Origin of the sequence: Sphingopyxis sp. KK2, from assembly GCF_001990265.1 — a bacterium.
Classification (GTDB): domain Bacteria; phylum Pseudomonadota; class Alphaproteobacteria; order Sphingomonadales; family Sphingomonadaceae; genus Sphingopyxis.
Genome location: NZ_LYVN01000004.1, coordinates 1 through 19,622, shown reverse-complemented (window position 1 = coordinate 19,622; position 19,622 = coordinate 1). Strand labels below are relative to the sequence as shown.

Genomic DNA, 19,622 nt, shown 5'->3' with positions numbered 1-19,622 from the left:
CTCATGGGCGCGCATATTTGATTTGGACGCTCCCTTACTGATGCGCACGCGGCGGCGCAAGGGGATGAAACGGCCTTCGCGCCGGTTGCGTGCAAAGCGCGCCGCCGCTATGCGCCCGACCTTCACGCGGGAAGGCACTCATGGGCAGTTATTCGGCTTCGGCACAGGCATTGGTCGACCAGATGAAGGCGGCGGCGCTCGCCGAGCCCGCGCGCGGGCTGGCGTTTCAGGGCGCCCCCGGCGCGAACAGCGACCTCGCTGCGCGCGAATATGACCCTAATTCGCTGCCCTTGCCCTGCTATTCGTTCGAGGATGCGATCGAGGCGGTGCGCGACGGGCGCGTCGACCGCGCGATCATCCCGATCGAAAACAGCCTGCACGGCCGCGTCGCCGACATCCATTTTCTGCTTCCCGAATCCGGCCTGTCGATCGTCGGCGAGCACTTCCTGCGCATCCGCTATGGCCTGATGAGTCGCGACCTCGGCTCCGTCACGCGTGCGATGAGCCATGAGCAGGCGCTGGGCCAGTGCCGCAAGTGGTTGCGCAGCAACAAGATCGACCCCGTCGCGCACAGCGACACCGCGGGCGCCGCCGCCTGGGTCGCCGACAGCGACGAGGTCGGACTTGCCGCACTGGCGCCGCCGCACGCCGCCGACCTCTATGGGCTCAAGCTGCACGAAACGGGCATCGAGGACGCTGACCATAATATGACGCGCTTCGTCGTGCTGGCGCGCGAACCGCTGCCCGAATTGCCGCAGGACGTGCCGCTGATGACGACCTTCATCTTCGAGGTCCGCAACATTCCCGCCGCGCTGTACAAGGCGCTCGGCGGCTTCGCGACCAACGGCGTCAACATGACCAAGCTCGAAAGCTATCAGGTCGGGGGCAGCTTTACCGCGACGACCTTTTACGCCGACATCGTCGGGGCGCCCGGCGAGGAACGCATCGACCGCGCACTCGAGGAGCTGGATTTCCAGACCAAGACGCTGCGGCTGCTCGGCACCTACCGGCAGGCGCGCGCGCGCAGCTGACCGGGGCTAACGTGCCTCGAAATGCGTCGCGGGCTTCGCGTCGCGCGTCGTGACCAGATAATCGAAGCCGAGCAGCGTGAAACGCGAATAGACGGGCAGTTCGCGCAGCGCCTTGCCCTGCAATGTGTGGCGCAGCGGTGCGAGCGGGATCAGCACATGGCCGGTCGCGGGCAGGCTGTCCGGCGCGATGCCCGCGGCGGCGAGGATCGGACCGACGGTCTCGTCCTTGTAGGGCGCGACTTCGGTAAAGGTCGTCGGCGTCGGCTTGATATTGCGCACCGTCCCGGCGAGCGGGAGATAGGCGATGTGGAGCGAGGTCTTGCCGTTCGCGGCGGCGAGCCCGGGGAGCAGCGAGCCGAGGTCGTAGATCGAGGTCGGCGTCGTGCCGCGGCCGACATGGTTGAGCCCCATCTTGAGCAGCACGGTCGGCGCCGCGGGTTTTTCGCCATCGAGCGCGCGGAGGAAATAGCTGCGCATCAGCGCGGCGCGCACCTCGTTATTCTCGAGATATCGGCCCTGATCGTTGAGCTGGTAGATGTGCGCGCTCTTCTCCATCGCGTCGACGATGGCGGTGAGTTCGACGCTGCCCCTGTAGCGCGCGCGCAGGTCGGCGAAATCGGCGGGGGTCGCGGTCTGCAGCATGATCTTGTCGAACTGCCCGGCGTCGAGCGCCGCCTTGTCGCTGGCCTGCCATTTGGCGAGCAGCTGCTTCGTCGCCTGGTCGGGCGCGCGTTCGGTGAGCAGGTCGAGCAGGATCGCGGGCGATCCGACGAATTCCTGGTCGATCCCCCACAGATAGCGCGGGCTGAAGATCGCGGCGAGCTTCGCATCCTCGACGTTCGAGAGGAAGGGCATCGCCCAGGGGCGGCCCTTCAGCCAGGGGCCGAGGCCGTCGACGCCATGGTCGCGGATTTCGAAGGCTGTGCGGCGCGCGGTGATCGGGCCGACCTCGACCGCGTGGAAGACGGGGTTCGCGCCCGCCAGCGCCTGCGCGTCATGCGCCAGCGCGATGCCGAGTTCGGGCGATCCGGCAAAGCCATGATCCTCGCCGAGCGCGATGAATTGCGCAGTCCGAAGCTCGGCGCGCAGCCGTTCGCCGCCGGCGCCCGAAAGCCCGTCCTCGGAAAAGGCGATCGGTAGGATTTCGACCGGTTCGGCGGGGGCAGGATCGGCCGCAGCGACCGGGGCGAGGGGGAGCGCCGCGACGAAGGCGGCGGCCAAGGCGGATTTCCAGCGCTTCATATCGCCCTCCTCTTTTCACCTAGCTGTATTATTCATCCAATACAGTCAAGCGAAAAGTCGGGGCGGTCAGTCGCGGCGGTGCGCCAGGCTGCGCGCGGTCGCGAAGCTCTGCGTCACGAACAGCGTGACGAGGATGCTCGACACGACGAGGCCGAAGAGGTCGAAGGGCGAGAAATTGGTGCCGTTGACGTCGGCGCCGCCGATGATCGGCATCGATGCGGTCATCGCGATCAGCATCAGCCGCAGCTCGGTCGGGCCGCCCGCCATGTAGGAAAGGCGGAATTCGCCGACGACCTTGGCCGCAAGGAAGCTGTGGATCGCGAGCAGCAGGTAGCCGATCACCGCGATCAGCGCGACGTCGAAGCGCATATAGGGGCTGAGCCCGATGCTGCCGACCATCAGGAAGATCGCGAGCCCGTCGACGCTGTGGTCGACGAAATAGCCATAGGAGGGGCGTTCGATCCGGCGCCAGCGCGCGAGGCTGCCGTCGAGCGAGTCGCCGAACCAGTGGACGACATAGCCGGCGATCGAAAGCGAGAGCCACGCCGGGCCGAGCCAGCTCAGCATATAGCCCATCGCGACCATCACCGCGCCAAGGAAGCCAAGCGTCGTCAGCTGGTCGGGGGTGACCCAGCCGGGCAGGCGCGGGCAGATCCAGTTGAGGAGGCGGCGCTCGCCGCGGGCGAGGATATTCTGCTGGATGCGGACGGTGGTCGCCGCCGGCGGGGGATTGCTGCTCATGTCGGCCTTTCGTCGGGAGCCGTCACATCTGTGTCAGCCAGACGTCACGCGCGCGTCATAAGCGCAATTTTGCGGCGGGAAAAGGGCAGGAAGCGCGCTTTGGCGTCATGGCGGGGCGGACCGACGCGGGCACCGCTTGGCGCGCCGTTGCCAAGCGGCTATCCGGGAACGGCAAGGGGGAAGCAAATGGCCGATATTTCAATGGGCAGGATCGTGCGGCGCGGGATTGCGGGCAGCTTCGACCCGCGCGGACGCGACGACCGCGTCCAGTTCTGGATTTATTTCGCGCTCGTCTTTGCCCCGCTGATCGTCGTGCAGATGATCGCGCAGGTCGTGCTGACCTTTCCATCGATCGACCTGCAGGCGGCGATGCAGCCCGGTTATGATGCCAAGGCGGCCAATCTGAAAGCGATGACCGCGATGGTCGACGGCATGATCACCTCGATCTATCTCACCATGGCGCTGCATGTCGTTGCGGCGCTGCTGTTGCTGGCGGCAACGGCGCGCCGCCTGCACGACCGGGGAAGGAGCGGGCTGTTCGCCCTGATCCTGCCGCTTGCTGCGGCCGTGACGGGCTTCGACCAGGCGCGGCGGACCGAGCATATGCTGGGCATGATGCCGAAGCTGTCGGCGGAACTCGCGGCGCAAAGCGGCACGGGTCGGCCCGCCGACATCTTTGGCCTGATCGCGAAGATGCAGCCCGAGGCAATCGGCGTCAGCTGGCCGGCGATCGTCGCCAGCGTCGCGATGCTCGTGCTGGTCGTCGAATTGCTGCGCGCCGGGACGCCGGGACCCAATCGCTTTGGGCCGCAGCCCGAATAATCAATCCTGCCAGGGACCGATTTCGCCGACGTCGCCGATCACGCGGTAGCGCACCGCGTCGCCCTGCCAGGCGACCTCCCACATCGGGGCGGGGCGCGCCCATTCGCCGATGACGAACAGCGGAATCTTGTTGGCGGCGACGAAAGCGAGATCGTCGGCGGTCGGGCCGGGCACCACGGTTTCGGAGCGCTGGTGCAACCGGACCACCGCGATCGTCCCCACGGGGGGCGGCGGCAACGACTGGCGCACCGGCATCGCAAGGCTGCCGCCGATGTCGGGATGGCCATTGCGGTCGCGTGTCAGCAGCAGGATCTTGTCGGCGGTCGGATAGGGACCGCCAACCGGCCGTCCCGCGACCTTGCGTCCGTTGAGCGCGGCGAACAGGCGCATATCCTCGTCGGCGATCGCGGGGATGGCGGCGGACTGTGGGGGCGTCGCCACCACTGGCGGCGGGACGGGTGCGGCGTCGACGGGTGACTGAATGGCGAGAAGCAGGGCGATCATGGATGTCGGGCCTTGTCGTGGCTTACATGATGGCTGGCAAGATCTTGCTCGCCTGCGCCTGTGGGATTTCGGTCGCGATCTCGTACAGGCTGCGCATCGCGGCGCAAACATCGGCGTCGGGCGCCGTGTCGGTCGCGATCGCCGCGCGCAACCGCTCCTCGGACAAGCCCGAGCGCTTGATGAGCTTGCCTACCACCTCGCCCGGGATCGTCATCGTCTTGTCGACCAGGGGCCATTCGCGGTCGCCATATTCGTCGTGGAGGACCGAGAACATATGATAGCGATATTCGGGTGAAAGCGCGTCGCTGTTGCGGCCTTGCCGGAGATACGACCGCGGATTCCTGAAGAATGCGGTACAGGACGGCGCATCGTCCTGCAGGTCCTTCAGGGTGGCGGCGCGGAATTTGGCGTCGGCGACCTGCGTCTTGTACGGCAGCTTGTCGATGATGTAGAAATAGATTTCGTCGATCTCCCTCGTCATCAGGCGATCGCGGGCGTCGCCGGGCGCACCATATCGGCCGGCGACTTCGGCCAGCTTTTCGTAAGCCCGCGGGCTTTCCTTGCGCAGCGTGACGATCGTGCGTCCGTCCCCGGCGGCTTGCGGAAATTGTGTCTGGATGAAGTCGAGGACATTGGCTTCCGCAGCAACCGATGCGGCAAGTTTGGAGGGGGCTTCGGGGCCGCTCGTCGCGGCGCCTTCGCTGCCGATCATACGCCCGAGTGCCGACAGGAACAGGACGACGAATATGATCCACACCCATTGGTTCGGGCCGCTGGTCGTGCCCCCCGCGGCCTTCTTTTCCCAGCGCGCGACGAGTTCGGGTTGCCAATGTTCCTGTTCGAGCCACGGGTAGTCGCGGCGGACCGTGGCGATCAGATTGGCCATGCGCGGCTTGTCGATCGCGCGCATCCACAGCATCCCCTGCGGCTTTCCGCGCGTCAGTTCGGCCCACTCGCGATGATATTTGTGGCCGGGGGTCGAAAGCTCGCGCACCAGGCTCTGGCCTTCATGCGCGTTGAACAGCCAGGGGATGGCGGGATGGATGCCGAGCTCGTGCGCGCGTTCGCTCCACTGGAAATGCTCGGCGATCCGCGGAAAGAGCGCCGCGCCGCGCGGGTAGCGTTCGGCGAGCAATTGCGCGAGCCAGGCCTCGACGCGGGCATAATGGCCAAGATCGGCCATGCGGTCGTCGCCCAGCAGGGCGTCGAGATGTTCGTGCAGTTCGGCGATCTCGCCCTGCGTCAGTTCGCCTTCGCCCAGAAAGAGTTCGACGGTGCGGTTGAATCTCTTGTCGTCCGCGTCGCTATATTCGACGGTGAAGACCGGCTTTTCGGCGGGCTCGGCATCGGTAAGCGGTTCGATGCCGCCCGCCGGTTGATCGCCGCCTTCGGGCAAGGGCATGCCCAGCCCGAAATCATCCTCTTCTTCGCCGTCATCGCGCGGCGGGTGGAGGAATTGCCCCGACAGCGCCCCGTCGCGCGCGTCGCGCAACGCCATGAAGGCTTCGGTTTCGGCGTCGGGGTCGAGCGCCTTGAGCAGCCGCGAATAAGCCTCGCGGATCGTCTTGCGGTCGTCGGTCGGCGCAATCCCCAGCACCGGCCACGGCCAGTGAAATTCGCTCACAGGCGCTGGTCCTTTTCGAGTTCCTCGAGCGATGCCGAAAAGGCGGCGCGTGCCTGTTCGATCGCGCGCGGGTCCTGCGTTTCGAGCACGCCTTCGAAATGGAGCAGCATGCGGCCGATATGCTCGCGCCGTTCGTCGATGAACTCTTCGTAGAGCCGCGCCGCCCAGCCGACGACATATTGGTTCTCGGCGACGTCGCGCGGGTGGGTCTTGAGCGCCGCAAGCTGGTCGCGCCGCGCCTCGAGCTGTTCGGGGGTGAGCGCGTCAGCATCGTCGCTGATCACCATCGAGCGCGTCTCGCCGCTCTCGGGGATCGTCACGTCGACGTCGAGCAGCCCCGATGTGTCATAGGTGAAGCGGCAATCGATCGACACCTGGCCCGCCGGCTTCTTGGGGATCGGAAATTCCATCGTGCCGAGCAGGATGTTGTTCGCGACCTCGCGCGATTCGCCCTGGTAGATGTTGAGTTTGATCTGGCTCTGATTGTCCGACATCGACGAATAGCTGTTGGTACGGCTGATCGGGGTCGGGCTGTTGCGGCTGATGATCGGCGAAAAGAGCCCGCCGCGCAGGCGGCCGTGGCTGTCATATTCGGTCACCTCGACCCCGAGCGTGAAGGGGCAGATGTCGGTGAGCCGCACTTCGTCGAGCGCGGCGTCGCGTGCGACGAGCCCGGCCTGGATCGCGGCGCCGATCGCGACGGCATGGTCGGGATGGACGATATGGTTCGGGAATCGCCCGAACATCTTGGTGATCGCCTTGCGCACGATCGGCATACGCGTCGCGCCGCCGACGAGGACGATGTCGCTCAGCGCCTCGATGCGCAGGTTGCTGTCGCGCAGCGAGCGCAGGATCGGGTCGCGCAGGCGGGTGAGCAAGGGCGCGGCGAGCGTTTCGAAGGTCGTCGCGTCGATCGACAGGTCGAACTGGCGGTCGCCGACGGTCAGCGTGACATTGGCCGTGTCGGCTTCGGACAATGTGCGCCGCGCGCTGTCGGCGGCCTGGAACAGCCGCGCCTGGAGCAGGTTGCTGCGGACGTCGGCGGGGAATTGATATTGCTCGGTCCAGTGGGTGACGATCGCATTGGTGAAGTCGTCGCCGCCGAGCCGGTTGTCGCCCGACGAGGCGCGGACCTCGACGATCGCGTCGAACATTTCGACGATCGACACGTCGAAGGTGCCGCCACCGAGGTCGAAGACGAGGAAGGGCTCGCGATCCTCCTTGTCGGCGATGCCGAAGGCGAGCGCTGCGGCGGTGGGCTCGTTGAGCAGGCGCGCGACCTTCAGCCCCGCCAGTTCGCCCGCGCGCCGCGTCGCCTTGCGCTGCTTGTCGTTGAAATAGGCGGGGACGGTGATGATCGCCTCGGTCACCTCCTGCCCCGTCGCAGCCTCGATATCCTCTTTCAGGCTGCGCAGCACGATCGCCGACAGATCCTCGGCGCCAAAGGAGAAGCGGCCGATCTTGATCGTCCGGTTGGTTCCGATGAAGCGTTTGAAGCTGGTCACCGCCTCGCTGGGCTTGACCGCCCAGTGGTTGAGCGCGGGCTTGCCGACCAAAGTCGTGCCGTCGGGCAGCACCGCGACCGCCGAGGGGGTCAGCAGGTCGCCGAGCGCGTTGGGGATCAGTCGGGATTCGCCATTTTCGAAAATTGCAGCCGCACTGTTGGTCGTTCCCAAATCGATGCCGACGATCATCCTATTCCCAGATTCCCTCTATCGGCCCCGCGACGGTTGATTCGCGGCGGCCCCTGCACCCCTATGCCGTGCGAGGTGCCGCAAATCCTTGCATCCCGCAATTCAAACTTGGATTTTGCCCGGTGCAATCGCCGCCGCGCCGGTGCGGCCTCGCGTCGTATGCGGCTTTCAGGTCAGTCCAGCCAAGGCCCGGCGGCGCCCTTGTTGTTGACCGGCCGATGGCGAACGCGACCCTCGTACCAGGCGAGCTCCCAGATCTGGGTCGAGCCCTTGCCGACGAGGATGAGGTAGAGGGGCAGGCGGTGCGCCGCGACGAAGTCGCGGTCGGCGGGAAGCGGGCCGGCCTGGCCCTTTTTCGTCCGTTCGCGGCTGCGGACGATCGCGAGCGTTCCCTTGACCGGCGCGGGCGTCGCGTCGCCGGGCGGCACGGCCATCATCCCCGAGACCACGGGCGTGCCATTTTGGCGGCCGAGCAGGAGGATCTTGTCGGCCTTCGCGTCGCCGCCGATCGGCTGCGTCGCGGTCAGCGGGCCGATCGTCGCCGCCATCATGCGCAGGTCTTCGGCGGGAAGCGCGTCGGAGGCGGCGTCGATCGGCGGCGGTGCCGGCGGCGGCACTTCGGGGGCGGCGAGCGCGAGCAGCGCGGCGACCCACATCGTCAATGCGCCTCGCCCCAGCTCTTGCCGACCCCGACCTCGACCTCCAGCGGGACCGACAGCGTCAGTGCGGGTTCGGCGGCGCCCATCATCACGCGGCGGATGACCGCGCCGGCGGCTTCGGCCTTGTCCTCGGGCGCCTCGAAGACGAGTTCGTCATGGACCTGGAGGAGCATCTTGACGTCGGACAGGCCGGCATCGGCGAGCGCGGCGGGCATGCGCGCCATCGCGCGCTTGATAAGGTCGGCGCTGGTGCCCTGGATTGGCGCGTTGATCGCGGCGCGCTCGCTGCCCGCGCGCTCGTTCTGGTTCGGCGCCTTGATGCGCGGGAACCAGGTCTTCCGGCCGAACAGGGTTTCGGTATAGCCCTTGGCGCGCGCGCTTTCGAGCGTGTCGGTGATATAGTCGCTGATCCCCGGGAAACGCTCGAAATAACGCGCGATCAGTGCTTGGGCTTCGTCGGGGGTGACTTCGAGCCGCCCCGCGAGGCCCCAGCGCGAGATGCCGTAGAGGATCGAGAAATTGACCGTCTTCGCCTTGCCGCGCGTATCGCGGTTGACCTCGCCGAACAGCTCGATCGCGGTCGCGGCATGGATGTCCTGTCCCTGCGCAAAGGCTTCCTTGAGCTCGGGGACATCGGCCATATGCGCGGCCAGCCGCAGCTCGATCTGGCTATAGTCGGCGGCGATCAGCACATGGCCGGGCGCGGCGATGAACGCGTCGCGGATCTGGCGCCCCGTCTCGGTCCGGATCGGGATGTTCTGGAGATTGGGGTCGGTCGAGGACAGCCGCCCGGTCTGCGCGCCGACGAGGCTGTAGCTGGTGTGGACGCGGCCGGTCCTGGCATTGACCTGTTGCTGGAGCGCATCGGTGTAGGTGGACTTGAGCTTGGCGAGCTGGCGCCATTCGAGGATCAGCCTCGCGATCGGCACGCCGTCGCGTTCGAGCCGTTCGAGTTCGTTCTGGTCGGTCGACCAGTCGCCCGACTTGCCCTTGCGCCCGCCCTTGAGGCCGAGCTTGTCGAAGAGGATTTCGCCGAGCTGTTTCGGGCTGCCGATGGCGAAGGGCTGGCCCGCGAGGGTGTGGATTTCGCCCTCGATGCGCAGCATTTCGGTCGCGAACTCACCCGACAGGCGCGCGAGATAGTCGCGGTCGACGGTGATGCCGGCGCGCTCCATCGTCTCGACGATCGCCGCCAAAGGACGGTCGACCATCTCGTAGACGCGGGTGCCGCCTTCGAGCGGCAGGCGCAGCTTGAGCAGCTTCCACAGCCGCCAGGTCACTTCGGCGTCCTCGGCGGCATATTCGGTCGCGCGCGGCAATTGCACCTCGGCGAAGCTGATCTGCGACTTGCCGGTGCCGCATACCTCCTTGAACGACAGGCAGACATGGTCGAGGTGGAGTTTCGCCAGCTCGTCCATCCCGTGTTGATGCTTGCCCGCGTCGAGCGCGAAACTCATCACCAGCGTGTCGTCATAGGGCGCGACGGTCAGTCCGTGCTGCGCGAGCACGCCGATGTCATATTTGAGGTTGTGCCCGACCTTGAGCACCGCGTCGTCTGCCAAGAGGGGTCGCAGCCGGTCGATCGCTTCGTTGAAGGGAATCTGCTCGGGCTTTTCGGCGAACATGTCGGTGCCGCCATGGCCGAGCGGGATGTAGCAGGCCTTGCCCGGACCGGTCGACAGGCTGACCCCCACAAGCTCGCCGGTGACGCTGTCGAGCGTCGCGGTTTCGGTGTCGACCGCGACGACATGGGCCGCTTTCGCCTCGGCGATCCAGCGATCGAGCGCGTCGATGGTCGTCACCGTCTCGTAGAGCGAACGGTCGATCGCGGGCCAGACGGGCAGGGTGGGCGTCGATGGCCCGGCGGGCGCCGTAGCGGGCGCGGCGCTGGCGCGCGGCAGCGTCGGCGGGCCGCCCGGCGTCGCGCCGGTGTCGATCTTCGCCGACAGCGAGCGGAAGCCATGTTCGTCGAGAAAGGCCTTGAGCGGTGCCGGCGGGATCGCGCCGAGCTTCAATTGATCGAGTGTGTCGGGCAGCGGCGTGTCGCGCTTCAGTTCGACCAGCACGCGCGACAGCCGCGCCATGTCGGCATGTTCGATCAGATTGTCGCGCAGCTTCGACGCCTTCATCGTCTCGGCGCCCGCGAGCGCGCTTTCGAGGTCGCCATATTCGACGATCAGCTTGGTCGCGGTCTTCGGCCCGATCCCGCGCACGCCGGGAACATTGTCGACGCTGTCGCCCATCAGCGCGAGCACGTCGCCGACGCGGTCGGGGGTGACCCCGAACTTCTCGTTCACGCCGTCGAGCCCGATGCGGACATTCTTCATCGTGTCAAGCATGTCGACGTGCGGCGATCCGTCGGTGGGTTCGCGGACGAGCTGCATCAGATCCTTGTCGGACGAGACGATGGTGACGTCCCAGCCCGCGGCGACCGCCGCCTCGGTATAGCTTGCGATGAGATCGTCGGCCTCAAAGCCCTCAAGCTCGATGCACGGCAGCGAGAAGGCGCGGGTCGCGTCGCGGATCAGCGGGAATTGCGGGCGCAGATCCTCGGGCGGTTCGGGGCGGTTTGCTTTATACTGATCGTAGATCTGGTTGCGGAACGACTGGCTGCTATGGTCAAGGATCACCGCGAGATGCGTCGGCCCGTCGGCGTCGTGCAGGTCCTTCGCGAGCTTCCACAACATCGTCGTATAGCCATAGACCGCGCCGACGGGGGTTCCCTGCGGGTTCGTCAGCGGCGGCAGGCGGTGATAGGCGCGGAAGATGTAACCGGAGCCGTCGACCAGATAGAGATGATTCTTCTCGGACATGGCGCGGGGTGTAGCGCGCCCCTTGAGCGCGGGCTAGGGGCGCGGCAGCGGCGGCAGGTCGAAATGCAGGACATCCTCGCGCACGCCGAGCTTGGTATAGAGCGCAATCGCGGGCGGATCTTCATAATCGGCCTGGACGAACACCGCCCAGGCGCCGGTTTCGGCGGCGATATGCTGGAGTTCGGTGATCAATGCGATGGCGACGCCTTTGCGGCGATGCGCCTCCGCAACCGCCAGGTCGTAGAGATAGATTTCGTTCCGCGCCGCTTCGAGCTTGGCGAGTTCATAGGCGGTCAGGCCGCCGACGATGCGCCCGTCGATTTCGGCGACGAGCAGGATGGTCGCCTCCTTGGCGAGCTGGCGCGCGAGCCAGGCGTCGTCGGGGGTGTCGCGGCGATAGGTGCCGGGATCCTCGAAGGCGTCGGCGTAGAGCGCGTTGAGGTCGCGCGCTGTTTCGACGTCGGCGGGCCCGAGGCGGCGGACGATCATCGCGCGCGCCAGCGTTCGATGCCTTGCCAGCCCAGCCAGAAGGCGAGCGGCAACCCGACCGCGCCGAGCATCAGCAATTCGGCCGACGCCTGCTCGACTGCGGCCGCACCGATCGCCGCGAACAGCATCGCGACGCCGAGATTGGCGAGCGCCATGACGAGCGCGAAGCGCGCGAAAGCCATCGCCGATACCCCGGCGGCAATCGCCATCACCTCGGCGAGGACGGGAACGGGGCGCGAGACGATCAGCGCGATCGGGCCGACGCGCTCGGCGAGCGCATGCGCCCTGTCGACGTCGTCGGCGCCGAGCCAGCGTTTCGCGAGCGGGCGCGCCGCCCAGCGACCGAAGGCGTAGCCCGCGAGGCTGGCCCCCATCAGCCCGAGCCAGATCACCAGCGTGCCGACTGGAAAACCGAAGGCGGCGCCCGCGAGCGTATTGGTCACGCCGTTGGGTACGGGCAGGAACAGATCGAGCGTCAGCGCGGCGACGATGAAGAGCGCCGCAGCGAGCGGGCGCTGTTCGGCGGCGGCGAGGATCGCGTCGCTCGCCGCCATGAACTGGTCGCGAAAGATCAGCGGCAGGCCGATGACGAGGAAGAGCAGCGCGGCGATGACGAGCCAGCGAAGGAACGGGGCAGGGGGCTTTGCCATGCCGCAACTTAGCGCGTCAGTCCCGATAGTCGATATGCAGCTTCGCCGCCGCCGCGACTGCCGCCGTGCGCGCGTCGTCGGTCGTGCCGCCCGCGATCTTGGCGAGCGTAACGCCCATGCGGCGATAGGGCCGCGTCACCGGCTTGCCGAAGATGCGCGCGTCGATCGCGATTTCGGCATTCGGCGGGGTCAACGCGTCGGCGAGGCCGGTGATCGCGAAATCGCTCGCGTCGCGGTCGGCGAGCAGCACCGCGCTGGCGCTCGCGTCGGGCACCGCGACAGCAGGAATCGGCAGGCCGAGGATCGCGCGGGCGTGAAGGTCAAATTCGGACAGGCTTTGCGAGATCAGGGTGACCATGCCGGTGTCGTGCGGGCGCGGCGAGAGTTCGGAGAAGATCACCGCGTCGCCCTTCACGAAAAATTCGACCCCGAAAATGCCATGGCCGCCGAGCGCGTCGACGACCTTGGTCGCCATATCCTGCGCGGATGCGAGCGCGGCGTCCGACATCGCGGCGGGCTGCCAGCTTTCGCGATAATCGCCGCGTTCCTGGCGGTGGCCGATCGGCGGGCAGAAGGCGACGCCATCCTGGTGGCGCACGGTCAGCAGGGTGATCTCGTAATCGAAGTCGATAAACGCCTCGGCGATGACGCGCAGGCGGTCGCCGCGCATGCCCGCGGCGGCATAGTCCCAGGCGGCGTCGATGTCGGCGGCGCTCTTGACCGTGCTCTGGCCCTTGCCCGACGAGGACATCACGGGCTTGACGACGAGCGGGAAGCCGATGCGGTTTGCCGCGGCGACCAGCTCCTCGCGCGTCTCGGCATATTCGAAGGTCGAGGTGGTGAGCCCCAGTTCGCTCGCCGCGAGGTCGCGGATCGCGTCGCGGTTCATCGTGAGCTGCGCGGCGCGCGCCGAGGGGACGACATGGAAACCCTCGGCCTCGACCTCGGCGAGGATTTCGGTACGGATCGCCTCGACCTCGGGGACGATATGGTCGGGGCGGTGCTTTTCGATCGTGGCGCGCAGCGCAGCACCGTCGAGCATCGAGAAGACTTCGAAACCATCGGCGACCTGCATCGCGGGCGCGCCTTCATAGCTGTCGCAGGCGATGACGCGGCAGCCGAGGCGCTTGGCCGAGATCACGAACTCGCGCCCGAGTTCGCCCGAACCGAGCAGCAGGATGGTGGCGGTGGGGGTCATGGGCGGGCTTTCGTCGCTGGCGTGGGGCGCCCCGCTTAGTCGGGGTGCGCGGGATTCGCCAGTGGCGAGCTCATGTCTCGATCTGGCGGATGTCGGGAATGATCGCCCACCACAGCAGCGCGCCGAGCGCGGCCATGGCGGCGGCGCAGGCGAAGGCCCAGCCATAGCCACCGAGATAGTCGACGATCAGCCCGGTAATCACGGGGCCGACGATGCCCGAGACATTGCCGAGCGCGTTTTGCGCGCCGATCCAGCTGCCCGCGGCGCGCGGGCCGGCAAAAATCTGACCGATCGCGAACAGGTTGGTGGCGACCAGCCCGGTGCCGAATCCCGCCACGACCAGCCAGCAGGCGAGCGTCGCCATGCCGTCGCCGACCGCGATGCCCGCGATCGCGGCGGCGGTCGCGAGCTGGCCCGCGACCATCAGCCCGCGGCGCAACTGGCCCTCGTGCGCGCCGCGCGCGACCATGCGGTCGGAGAGCCAGCCCGCGGCGAGCGCGACGATCCCCTGCGTCGTGAAGCCGAGCGTCGTGAGCAAGGTCATTTCGCCGATCGAATAGCCGCGCGTGTTGACGAGATAGAGCGGCAGCCAGGCCAGCAGGAAATAAAAGCCGTAGTTGGACAGGAAATGCACCAGCCCCATCCGCCACAGCGTCGGGATGCGGAGCAGGCGCCGCATCGACACGCGTTCGGCCGATGGCGCGGCGACGCTGCGCGCGCGGAGCGGTGCGGCGGCGACCTGCCAGGGGATCAGCCAGACCAGGGTTGCGAGGCCGAAGATCCAGAATATCGCGCGCCAGCCCCATTCGCCGAGGATGGCACCGCCGAACAGCGTGCCGAGCGCGGGGCCGAAAGCGAGCGCGGCGGACACCGAGGCATTGGCGATGCCGCGGCGCGGGGCCGGGATTTCGGCGGCGAAGATCTTGCTGCTGCCGGGAAAGGCGATGCTCTCGCCAAGGCCGAGAAACAGCCGCAGCAGGATGAGCGACGCAAGTCCGCCGACAAAACCGGTGAGCGCGGTGCTGATCGCCCAGAGCGCGACGCCGAGGGCGAAGACGCGGTAGACGCAGAAACGGTCGCACAGCCATCCGACGAGCAGGCAGGCAGGCGCATAGACCCAGAAAAAGGCCGACACCGCGATGCCGAAGCCGGTCGCGGACAGCTGCAGCTCGCCCTTCATCAGCGGTGCGGCGACCCCGATCGCGCCGCGATCGACATAGTTGAGGAGGACCGACAGCGCGATGAGCACGACGATCGAGGTCAGCCGTGCGTTGCTGTGACGCGTGTCGTTTATGGTCGTTGCCATATCTGTCCCCTGCCTGGGCAGGAGGCTATCACAGCGGCGTGACGGGACCAGAAAAATCGGCGGATGGATTGGGCGCAAGATCCGGGACGCGGCGTGCGTCGAGGCTTGCCATAAGCGCGGCATAGCCGTTCAAGGATCGACGCATGACTTATGTTTTCAAGACCATCTGGTCGCCCGTGGGCGAGCTGACCTTGGTCGCCGATGCCGGCGGCCTCGCCGCCATCCTGTGGGAGAATGACCGGCCCGGTCGGGTGCGGCTCGGGCCGATGCGCGAGGCGGCCGATCATCCGCTGCTGATCGAAACCGAGCGCCAGCTGGGCGAATATTTCGCGGGCGCGCGCCGCAGTTTCGACGTGCCGTTGTCCTTCGCCGGGACCGACTTCCAGAAGAGCGTCTGGGCCGCCCTGCTCACCATCCCGTTCGGCGAGACGCGCAGCTATGGCGAGATCGCCGAGCAGATCGGCAAGCCGGGTGCGTCGCGGGCGGTCGGGGCGGCGAACGGGCGCAACCCTATCTCGATCATCGCGCCGTGCCACCGGGTGGTTGGCTCGGGCGGCCAGCTTACCGGTTTTGCGGGCGGCCTCGCGGCAAAGAAATATCTGCTCGAACTCGAAGGGTAGCGCGGCGCCCGCTCAATCGATCAGGCAGACGGTGCCCGCCCAGATATCGGTGACCAGCCCTTCGATCCCATCCTGGTCGAGCAGGCCGACCAGATCGCCGGTGCTGAACAGCAGCCCGAGCGACGAGTCCTCGACATCGACCTTGTACGCCGCGTCGAGTTGCTGGCGGGTCGAACCGACGCCGATGCCTTTGGCGGTCCTGAGCGGCGAGTCCGTGTTGATCGTCCACCCCACGAATTTATCGACCTGAAAAGTCATTTGCAGCCCGTTCCGGAAATCGGTGTAGTCGACGATGCCCGCGCCACATTCGCTGCTGCTGCCGCGTTTTCGCGGCGGCGTCATGGCGATGCCGACAGCGGATTCGGCCTCGCCCCGCGCCAGGCCGAAAGGCACCAGGCGCATCTGGCCATCGCGGTTGATCGCAAGCAGGCCATCGGGGGCGAGGATGAGCGGATTTTCGACGACCGGGCGGGTTCTGGGTATGGGCGGTGTGGCGACGGTTTCGGCGGCGCCTGCCGTTTTCGTCGGTTCCGGTGCGGCCTCGCTGGTCGGCGACGAACAGGCGGCGAGCATCAGTGCGGCCAAGATCCAAGCAGCTTTCATCGCGTCGCTCCCGTCCGGTTCGGCGCGGCTGTAACCCACTCCCAGGCGAGCGTCAGTCGCTTTTCTGCGGGTGAAAAGTCTCGCCGCGTTTCAGCATTGCGACCAGGTCGGCGATCTTCTTTCTCCGCCCCGCCTCGGTCTTGATCGCACCGAGGCGAAAGATCAGCGCGAAACGGTTTTGCGCGGTCAGTTTCGCCAGCATCGCTTTTGCCGCCGGTTCGGCGTCGATCGACGCCAGCAGGTCCTCGGGAATCTCGGACCCCTTGACGCGATAGGCGCGATCCCAGCGCCCGTCGGCCTTGGCGGCCGCGACCGGCTTCAGTCCATGCTCGGTCATCCGCCCTTCGGCGGTCAGCCGCGCGACATTGTCGATGTTGATCTGGCTCCAGACGCTCTTGGCGCCGCGCGGGGTGTAGCGCTGGAGGAAGCTCTTCTCGTCAAAGGATTTGCGGATCGCATCGATCCATCCCCAGCACAGCGCGGCATGGATCGCCTGTTCGGGGGTGATCGAGGGGAGGCCCGACTTGACCTTGTGGATCTTGATCCAGACCTCGCTTTCGGTCGCGTGGTTGGCCGCCAGCCAGTCGTAGAAACCGTCGGCGTCCACAAATTCATGGACCTTGTCGGCGTCGACATGGACAGCTGCCATGATCTCATTCCCGCTCGATTGATTGACGCTCTTGGCGCATGGGAAACGCGCCGCAAATGTCTATGGTCCCAAGCGCCGAACGACAAGCCGTCAGATCATGGGCCTGAGCGTCAAAAGCGCGCTTCGAAGCTCAGTCCGATCACCCGCGGGTCGCCGTAGAGCGCGTTGAGGCGGCCGTCATTGTCATATTGATAGTCGAAATATTGATCGTCGAAGATGTTGTTGGCGAAGAGATAGGCGCCGAAATTGTCGTTGCTCCAGCCGATCTTGGCGTTGACGAGCGTGCGGCCGGGCACGTCGCGGGCGCTCTGGTCGACCAGTCCCTGATAGGCGGGGCCGCGATAGTTGACATTGGCATTGGCCGACAGGCCGCTCCGGTCACGCCAGCTGAAACCCGCCGCCCAGGTCCAGCGCGCCGCGTTGATGAATTCCAGCCCCGACAGGTCGTCGACAAAGCCGCCGGTCGCGTCGAATTCGAGGAATTCGGTGCGCGCATAGCCGACCGAGCCATAGATGTTCAGGCTGTCGCTGACGTCATAATCGCTCTCGACCTCGAAACCATAGACGCGCGACTTGCCCGCATTCTGCGTCTCATAATCATAGACGCTGTTCGACAATTGCACGCTGACCTGCTGGTCGGTCCAGTCGATGAAAAAGGCGTTGGCGTTGAAGGTCAGCCGCCGGTCGAACCATTGGGTGCGCAGCGACAGTTCGTAATTCCACGTATATTCGGGATCATAGGCATAGGTCGAGGCGCGCGCCGGGTTCACCCCGCTGCCGCCCGAACGATAGCCGCGCTGGACGATCGCGCTCAGCGTCTTGTCCTCGGCGAATTCGATCGACAGGCCGCCCTTGGGCAGGAAGGCCTCGTAACTGGTGTTCGACAGCGGGCTGCTGCTGCTCGCATCGTCGGCCTGCTGCTGGATCAGTCCATTGACCGTCGCGAGGATCAGGTTGAGCGGCGAGGGGTAGAGCGCCGGATTGGGCAGCGGCGTATTGATGACGACGATATTGTCGTTCGACACGCGCTGCTTCTCGCGATCGTAACGGAAGCCCGCGAGCAGCTTGATCCCCGGGGTGATTTCCCAGCTCGCGTCGCCGAACAGCGCCATCGTCTCGATATCGATCGAATAGGCCTGCGACGAGGTGATGTAGATCAGCCCCGGATATTGCGCGCGCGCCTGCTGCGCGAGGAACAGCGCGGTCGCCGGGTCGAGACCGAAGGGCGGCCCCTGCAGCACCCCGGCGACCGTCGGCGTCAGCCCCAGGTCGCGGTCGGGATCGAGCCCGAAGGTCGAATTGGTGTCCGAATCGGGGTTCTTGGTGCGCGAATAATAGCCGCCGACGATGCCCTGGAGCGGACCGGTGTCGAAGGTCAGCCGCAGTTCCTGGCTGAAGATTTTCTGGTCGGTGACCGCGTCGCCATAGGCGGTGTCGACCGACTGCAAATCGCCGTCATACGCCGATGCGGTGCGCAGATGGTTGTAGGTCGAGATCGACGACAGCGTGAAGATATCGCCCAGCGGCAGCGTCGCGTCGAGCGTGAACAGGTCGGTCTTCGCGCGCGAGAAGGTCGGGCGATTGGCCTCGACGACGCGATTGTTCCAGGCATCGGGCGTGTCGCTGAAGGCATAGGCGCGGCCGTTGCCGTCGTGGCGGTCGTAAAGATAGGACAGCTTGACCTGCAGTCCGTCGGGTCCTGCGGGGGTGAAGAGCAGTTTGGCGCGCACGGTGTCGCTGCTGCTCGGGTCGTAATGGCCGCCGGTGAAGCCGTTCTTGATGAAGCCGTCGCCGCGCGTCAGTTCGCCCGCGACGCGAAACGCCAGCACATCGTCGACGATCGGACCGCCGATCGCAGCGGCAAAGCGATATTCGCCGTTGGGCGCGCTGATCATCGCGCGTGCCTTGCCGCGCCAGTCGAAGCTGGGGTCGGCGGTCTTGATGATGATCGCGCCGGCGAGCGCGTTGCGCCCTTGCAGCGTCGATTGCGGACCGCGCAATATTTCGACCTGGTCGATGTCCCACAGGTCGAGCGGGCCGCTCGCGGTCGCCTCGCTGGGCAGGGGGGAGCCGTCGAGATAGACGGTGGCGAGGTCGCCGAAGCCCGTGCCCGAAACATTGGTGTTCGAAATGCCGCGGATCGTGAAGCCCGACTCGCCGAAGGTCGAGGCGAGGTTGGCAGTGCGGTCGATCAGGTCGAATATATTGGTCAGATTCTGGTCTTCGATGTCCTGCGACGTGAACACCTTCACGCTTTCGGGCGTGTCCTGCAGCGTGCGGTCGAATTTCATCCCCGTGACGACGATCTCGTTGCTTTCGCCCGTATCGGCACCCGCGTCGCCGGCTTCGGCCGCAGCATCCGCCGCCAGTTCGGCGGCCTGAACCGGCATCGCCGCGCCCGCCAGCAGCAGCGCCAGCAACGGCTTGATCGTCTTGGTCATTGTCATGAGCTCCCCGCTTAGCTATCGAGGGCGCCGCTATTGCTATTGCGAATGCGTGTCAATAGAATCGATAAAAGGGTCGACAGGGGGACTTATGCAGGACAGCTCGCCGCTTTTGCCGGCGCTCGTCATCGCTGCTGTGGCGGGCGCGGGCGTCTGGCTGCTGCGCCGCTCGTGGCGGGGGCGCGATTCCAATCGCGCCTATGTGCTCGGCGGCTGGGCGCTGATCGTCGGCGCGATCGCCGCGCCGGCTTGGGCGCTCGGCCCCGCGCGCGGGCCGTTCATCGCGCTCGCGCTCGTGTCGACCGTCGCGCTCGCGCTCGTCGCGGGCAATTATACGCGGCGCGAGGCCAAGGCGCGCGCCGCGCGCGAAAGCCTCGCCCCCGAACCCTCCGACCGCGCGACGACCAAATGGCGCGAAACGCTGCGCTGGCTGCTCGCGGGTCCGATCGGCATGGTCGCCGCGATGGGCGTCGGCATCGCCTGGGCCGCGCTCGCGCCGGGCGAGCCACAGACCCGGCTCGTCATCGGCGGGC

General features: G+C 66.6%; 18 protein-coding genes. 4 read left to right on the top strand and 14 right to left on the bottom strand.

What is annotated here, in order from left to right:
* Positions 1-140: 140 nt before the first annotated feature.
* Positions 141-1,031 carry a prephenate dehydratase gene (locus B1A78_RS01245; protein ID WP_077145228.1) on the top strand — a complete coding sequence of 297 codons (891 nt, stop codon included), beginning with the start codon at positions 141-143 and terminating at the stop codon, positions 1,029-1,031.
* 6 nt (positions 1,032-1,037) lie between these two features.
* Here the strand turns inward: B1A78_RS01245 and B1A78_RS01240 are convergent, their stop codons facing one another.
* A complete protein-coding gene (locus B1A78_RS01240) occupies positions 1,038-2,273 on the bottom strand; it encodes a hypothetical protein (protein WP_144037628.1) in 1,236 nt (411 codons plus the stop codon).
* Between the two features lie 66 nt (positions 2,274-2,339).
* Positions 2,340-3,014, bottom strand: coding sequence for a CDP-alcohol phosphatidyltransferase family protein (locus B1A78_RS01235; protein ID WP_077145226.1), 675 nt, complete (start codon positions 3,012-3,014; stop codon positions 2,340-2,342).
* A gap of 186 nt (positions 3,015-3,200) precedes the next feature.
* Here B1A78_RS01235 and B1A78_RS01230 point away from each other — a divergent pair, with 186 nt between their 5' ends.
* Positions 3,201-3,836, top strand: a complete 636-nt coding sequence (locus B1A78_RS01230) for a DUF805 domain-containing protein (protein ID WP_083733706.1) — start codon at positions 3,201-3,203, stop codon at positions 3,834-3,836.
* Here the strand turns inward: B1A78_RS01230 and B1A78_RS01225 are convergent, their stop codons facing one another.
* The 9 genes from B1A78_RS01225 to B1A78_RS01185 all read right to left on the bottom strand — a co-directional run bounded on the left by B1A78_RS01225 (position 3,837) and on the right by B1A78_RS01185 (position 14,773).
* On the bottom strand, positions 3,837-4,340 hold the full coding sequence (locus B1A78_RS01225; protein ID WP_077145224.1) for a hypothetical protein: 504 nt from the start codon (positions 4,338-4,340) through the stop codon (positions 3,837-3,839).
* A gap of 22 nt (positions 4,341-4,362) precedes the next feature.
* Positions 4,363-5,964, bottom strand: a complete 1,602-nt coding sequence (locus B1A78_RS01220) for a hypothetical protein (protein WP_144037627.1) — start codon at positions 5,962-5,964, stop codon at positions 4,363-4,365.
* Positions 5,961-7,658 carry an Hsp70 family protein gene (locus B1A78_RS01215; RefSeq protein WP_077145222.1) on the bottom strand — a complete coding sequence of 566 codons (1,698 nt, stop codon included), beginning with the start codon at positions 7,656-7,658 and terminating at the stop codon, positions 5,961-5,963. Before B1A78_RS01215 ends, B1A78_RS01220 begins: the two co-directional genes overlap by 4 nt.
* A gap of 173 nt (positions 7,659-7,831) precedes the next feature.
* Positions 7,832-8,320 (bottom strand): hypothetical protein, encoded by a 489-nt coding sequence (locus B1A78_RS01210; RefSeq protein WP_144037626.1) that lies wholly within the window; start codon positions 8,318-8,320, stop codon positions 7,832-7,834.
* Entirely contained in the window at positions 8,317-11,130 is a 2,814-nt protein-coding gene (gene polA, locus B1A78_RS01205) for a DNA polymerase I (RefSeq protein WP_077145220.1), read from the bottom strand. The genes B1A78_RS01210 and polA overlap by 4 nt, the downstream gene beginning before the upstream one ends.
* Before the next feature lie 33 nt (positions 11,131-11,163).
* Positions 11,164-11,619, bottom strand: a complete 456-nt coding sequence (locus tag B1A78_RS01200; RefSeq protein WP_077145219.1) for an AAC(3)-I family aminoglycoside N-acetyltransferase — start codon at positions 11,617-11,619, stop codon at positions 11,164-11,166.
* On the bottom strand, positions 11,616-12,269 hold the full coding sequence (locus B1A78_RS01195; RefSeq protein ID WP_077145218.1) for a TVP38/TMEM64 family protein: 654 nt from the start codon (positions 12,267-12,269) through the stop codon (positions 11,616-11,618). The genes B1A78_RS01200 and B1A78_RS01195 overlap by 4 nt, the downstream gene beginning before the upstream one ends.
* Before the next feature lie 16 nt (positions 12,270-12,285).
* Complete coding sequence (purT, locus tag B1A78_RS01190) at positions 12,286-13,467, bottom strand: formate-dependent phosphoribosylglycinamide formyltransferase (RefSeq protein ID WP_077145217.1); 1,182 nt, start codon at positions 13,465-13,467, stop codon at positions 12,286-12,288.
* 70 nt (positions 13,468-13,537) lie between these two features.
* Positions 13,538-14,773: an MFS transporter gene (locus B1A78_RS01185; RefSeq protein ID WP_077145216.1), complete on the bottom strand. Its 1,236-nt coding sequence runs from the start codon at positions 14,771-14,773 to the stop codon at positions 13,538-13,540.
* Positions 14,774-14,916: 143 nt separating this feature from the next.
* On the opposite strand from B1A78_RS01185, the gene B1A78_RS01180 reads away from it, so the two are divergent.
* Positions 14,917-15,393: a methylated-DNA--[protein]-cysteine S-methyltransferase gene (locus B1A78_RS01180; protein ID WP_077145215.1), complete on the top strand. Its 477-nt coding sequence runs from the start codon at positions 14,917-14,919 to the stop codon at positions 15,391-15,393.
* Between the two features lie 12 nt (positions 15,394-15,405).
* On the opposite strand, the gene B1A78_RS01175 is transcribed toward B1A78_RS01180, so the two are convergent.
* The 3 genes from B1A78_RS01175 to B1A78_RS01165 all read right to left on the bottom strand — a co-directional run bounded on the left by B1A78_RS01175 (position 15,406) and on the right by B1A78_RS01165 (position 19,086).
* Positions 15,406-16,035, bottom strand: coding sequence for a hypothetical protein (locus B1A78_RS01175; protein ID WP_077145214.1), 630 nt, complete (start codon positions 16,033-16,035; stop codon positions 15,406-15,408).
* A 13-nt stretch (positions 16,036-16,048) separates the two neighbouring features.
* Positions 16,049-16,645, bottom strand: a complete 597-nt coding sequence (locus tag B1A78_RS01170; RefSeq protein WP_077145213.1) for a YdeI family protein — start codon at positions 16,643-16,645, stop codon at positions 16,049-16,051.
* 110 nt (positions 16,646-16,755) lie between these two features.
* Positions 16,756-19,086 (bottom strand): TonB-dependent receptor, encoded by a 2,331-nt coding sequence (locus B1A78_RS01165; protein WP_077145212.1) that lies wholly within the window; start codon positions 19,084-19,086, stop codon positions 16,756-16,758.
* Positions 19,087-19,180: 94 nt separating this feature from the next.
* Between B1A78_RS01165 and B1A78_RS01160 the strand changes: the two genes are divergently transcribed.
* Positions 19,181-19,622, top strand: a 442-nt coding sequence (locus B1A78_RS01160) for a hypothetical protein (protein WP_077145211.1), incomplete at its 3' end; no start/stop codon positions are given.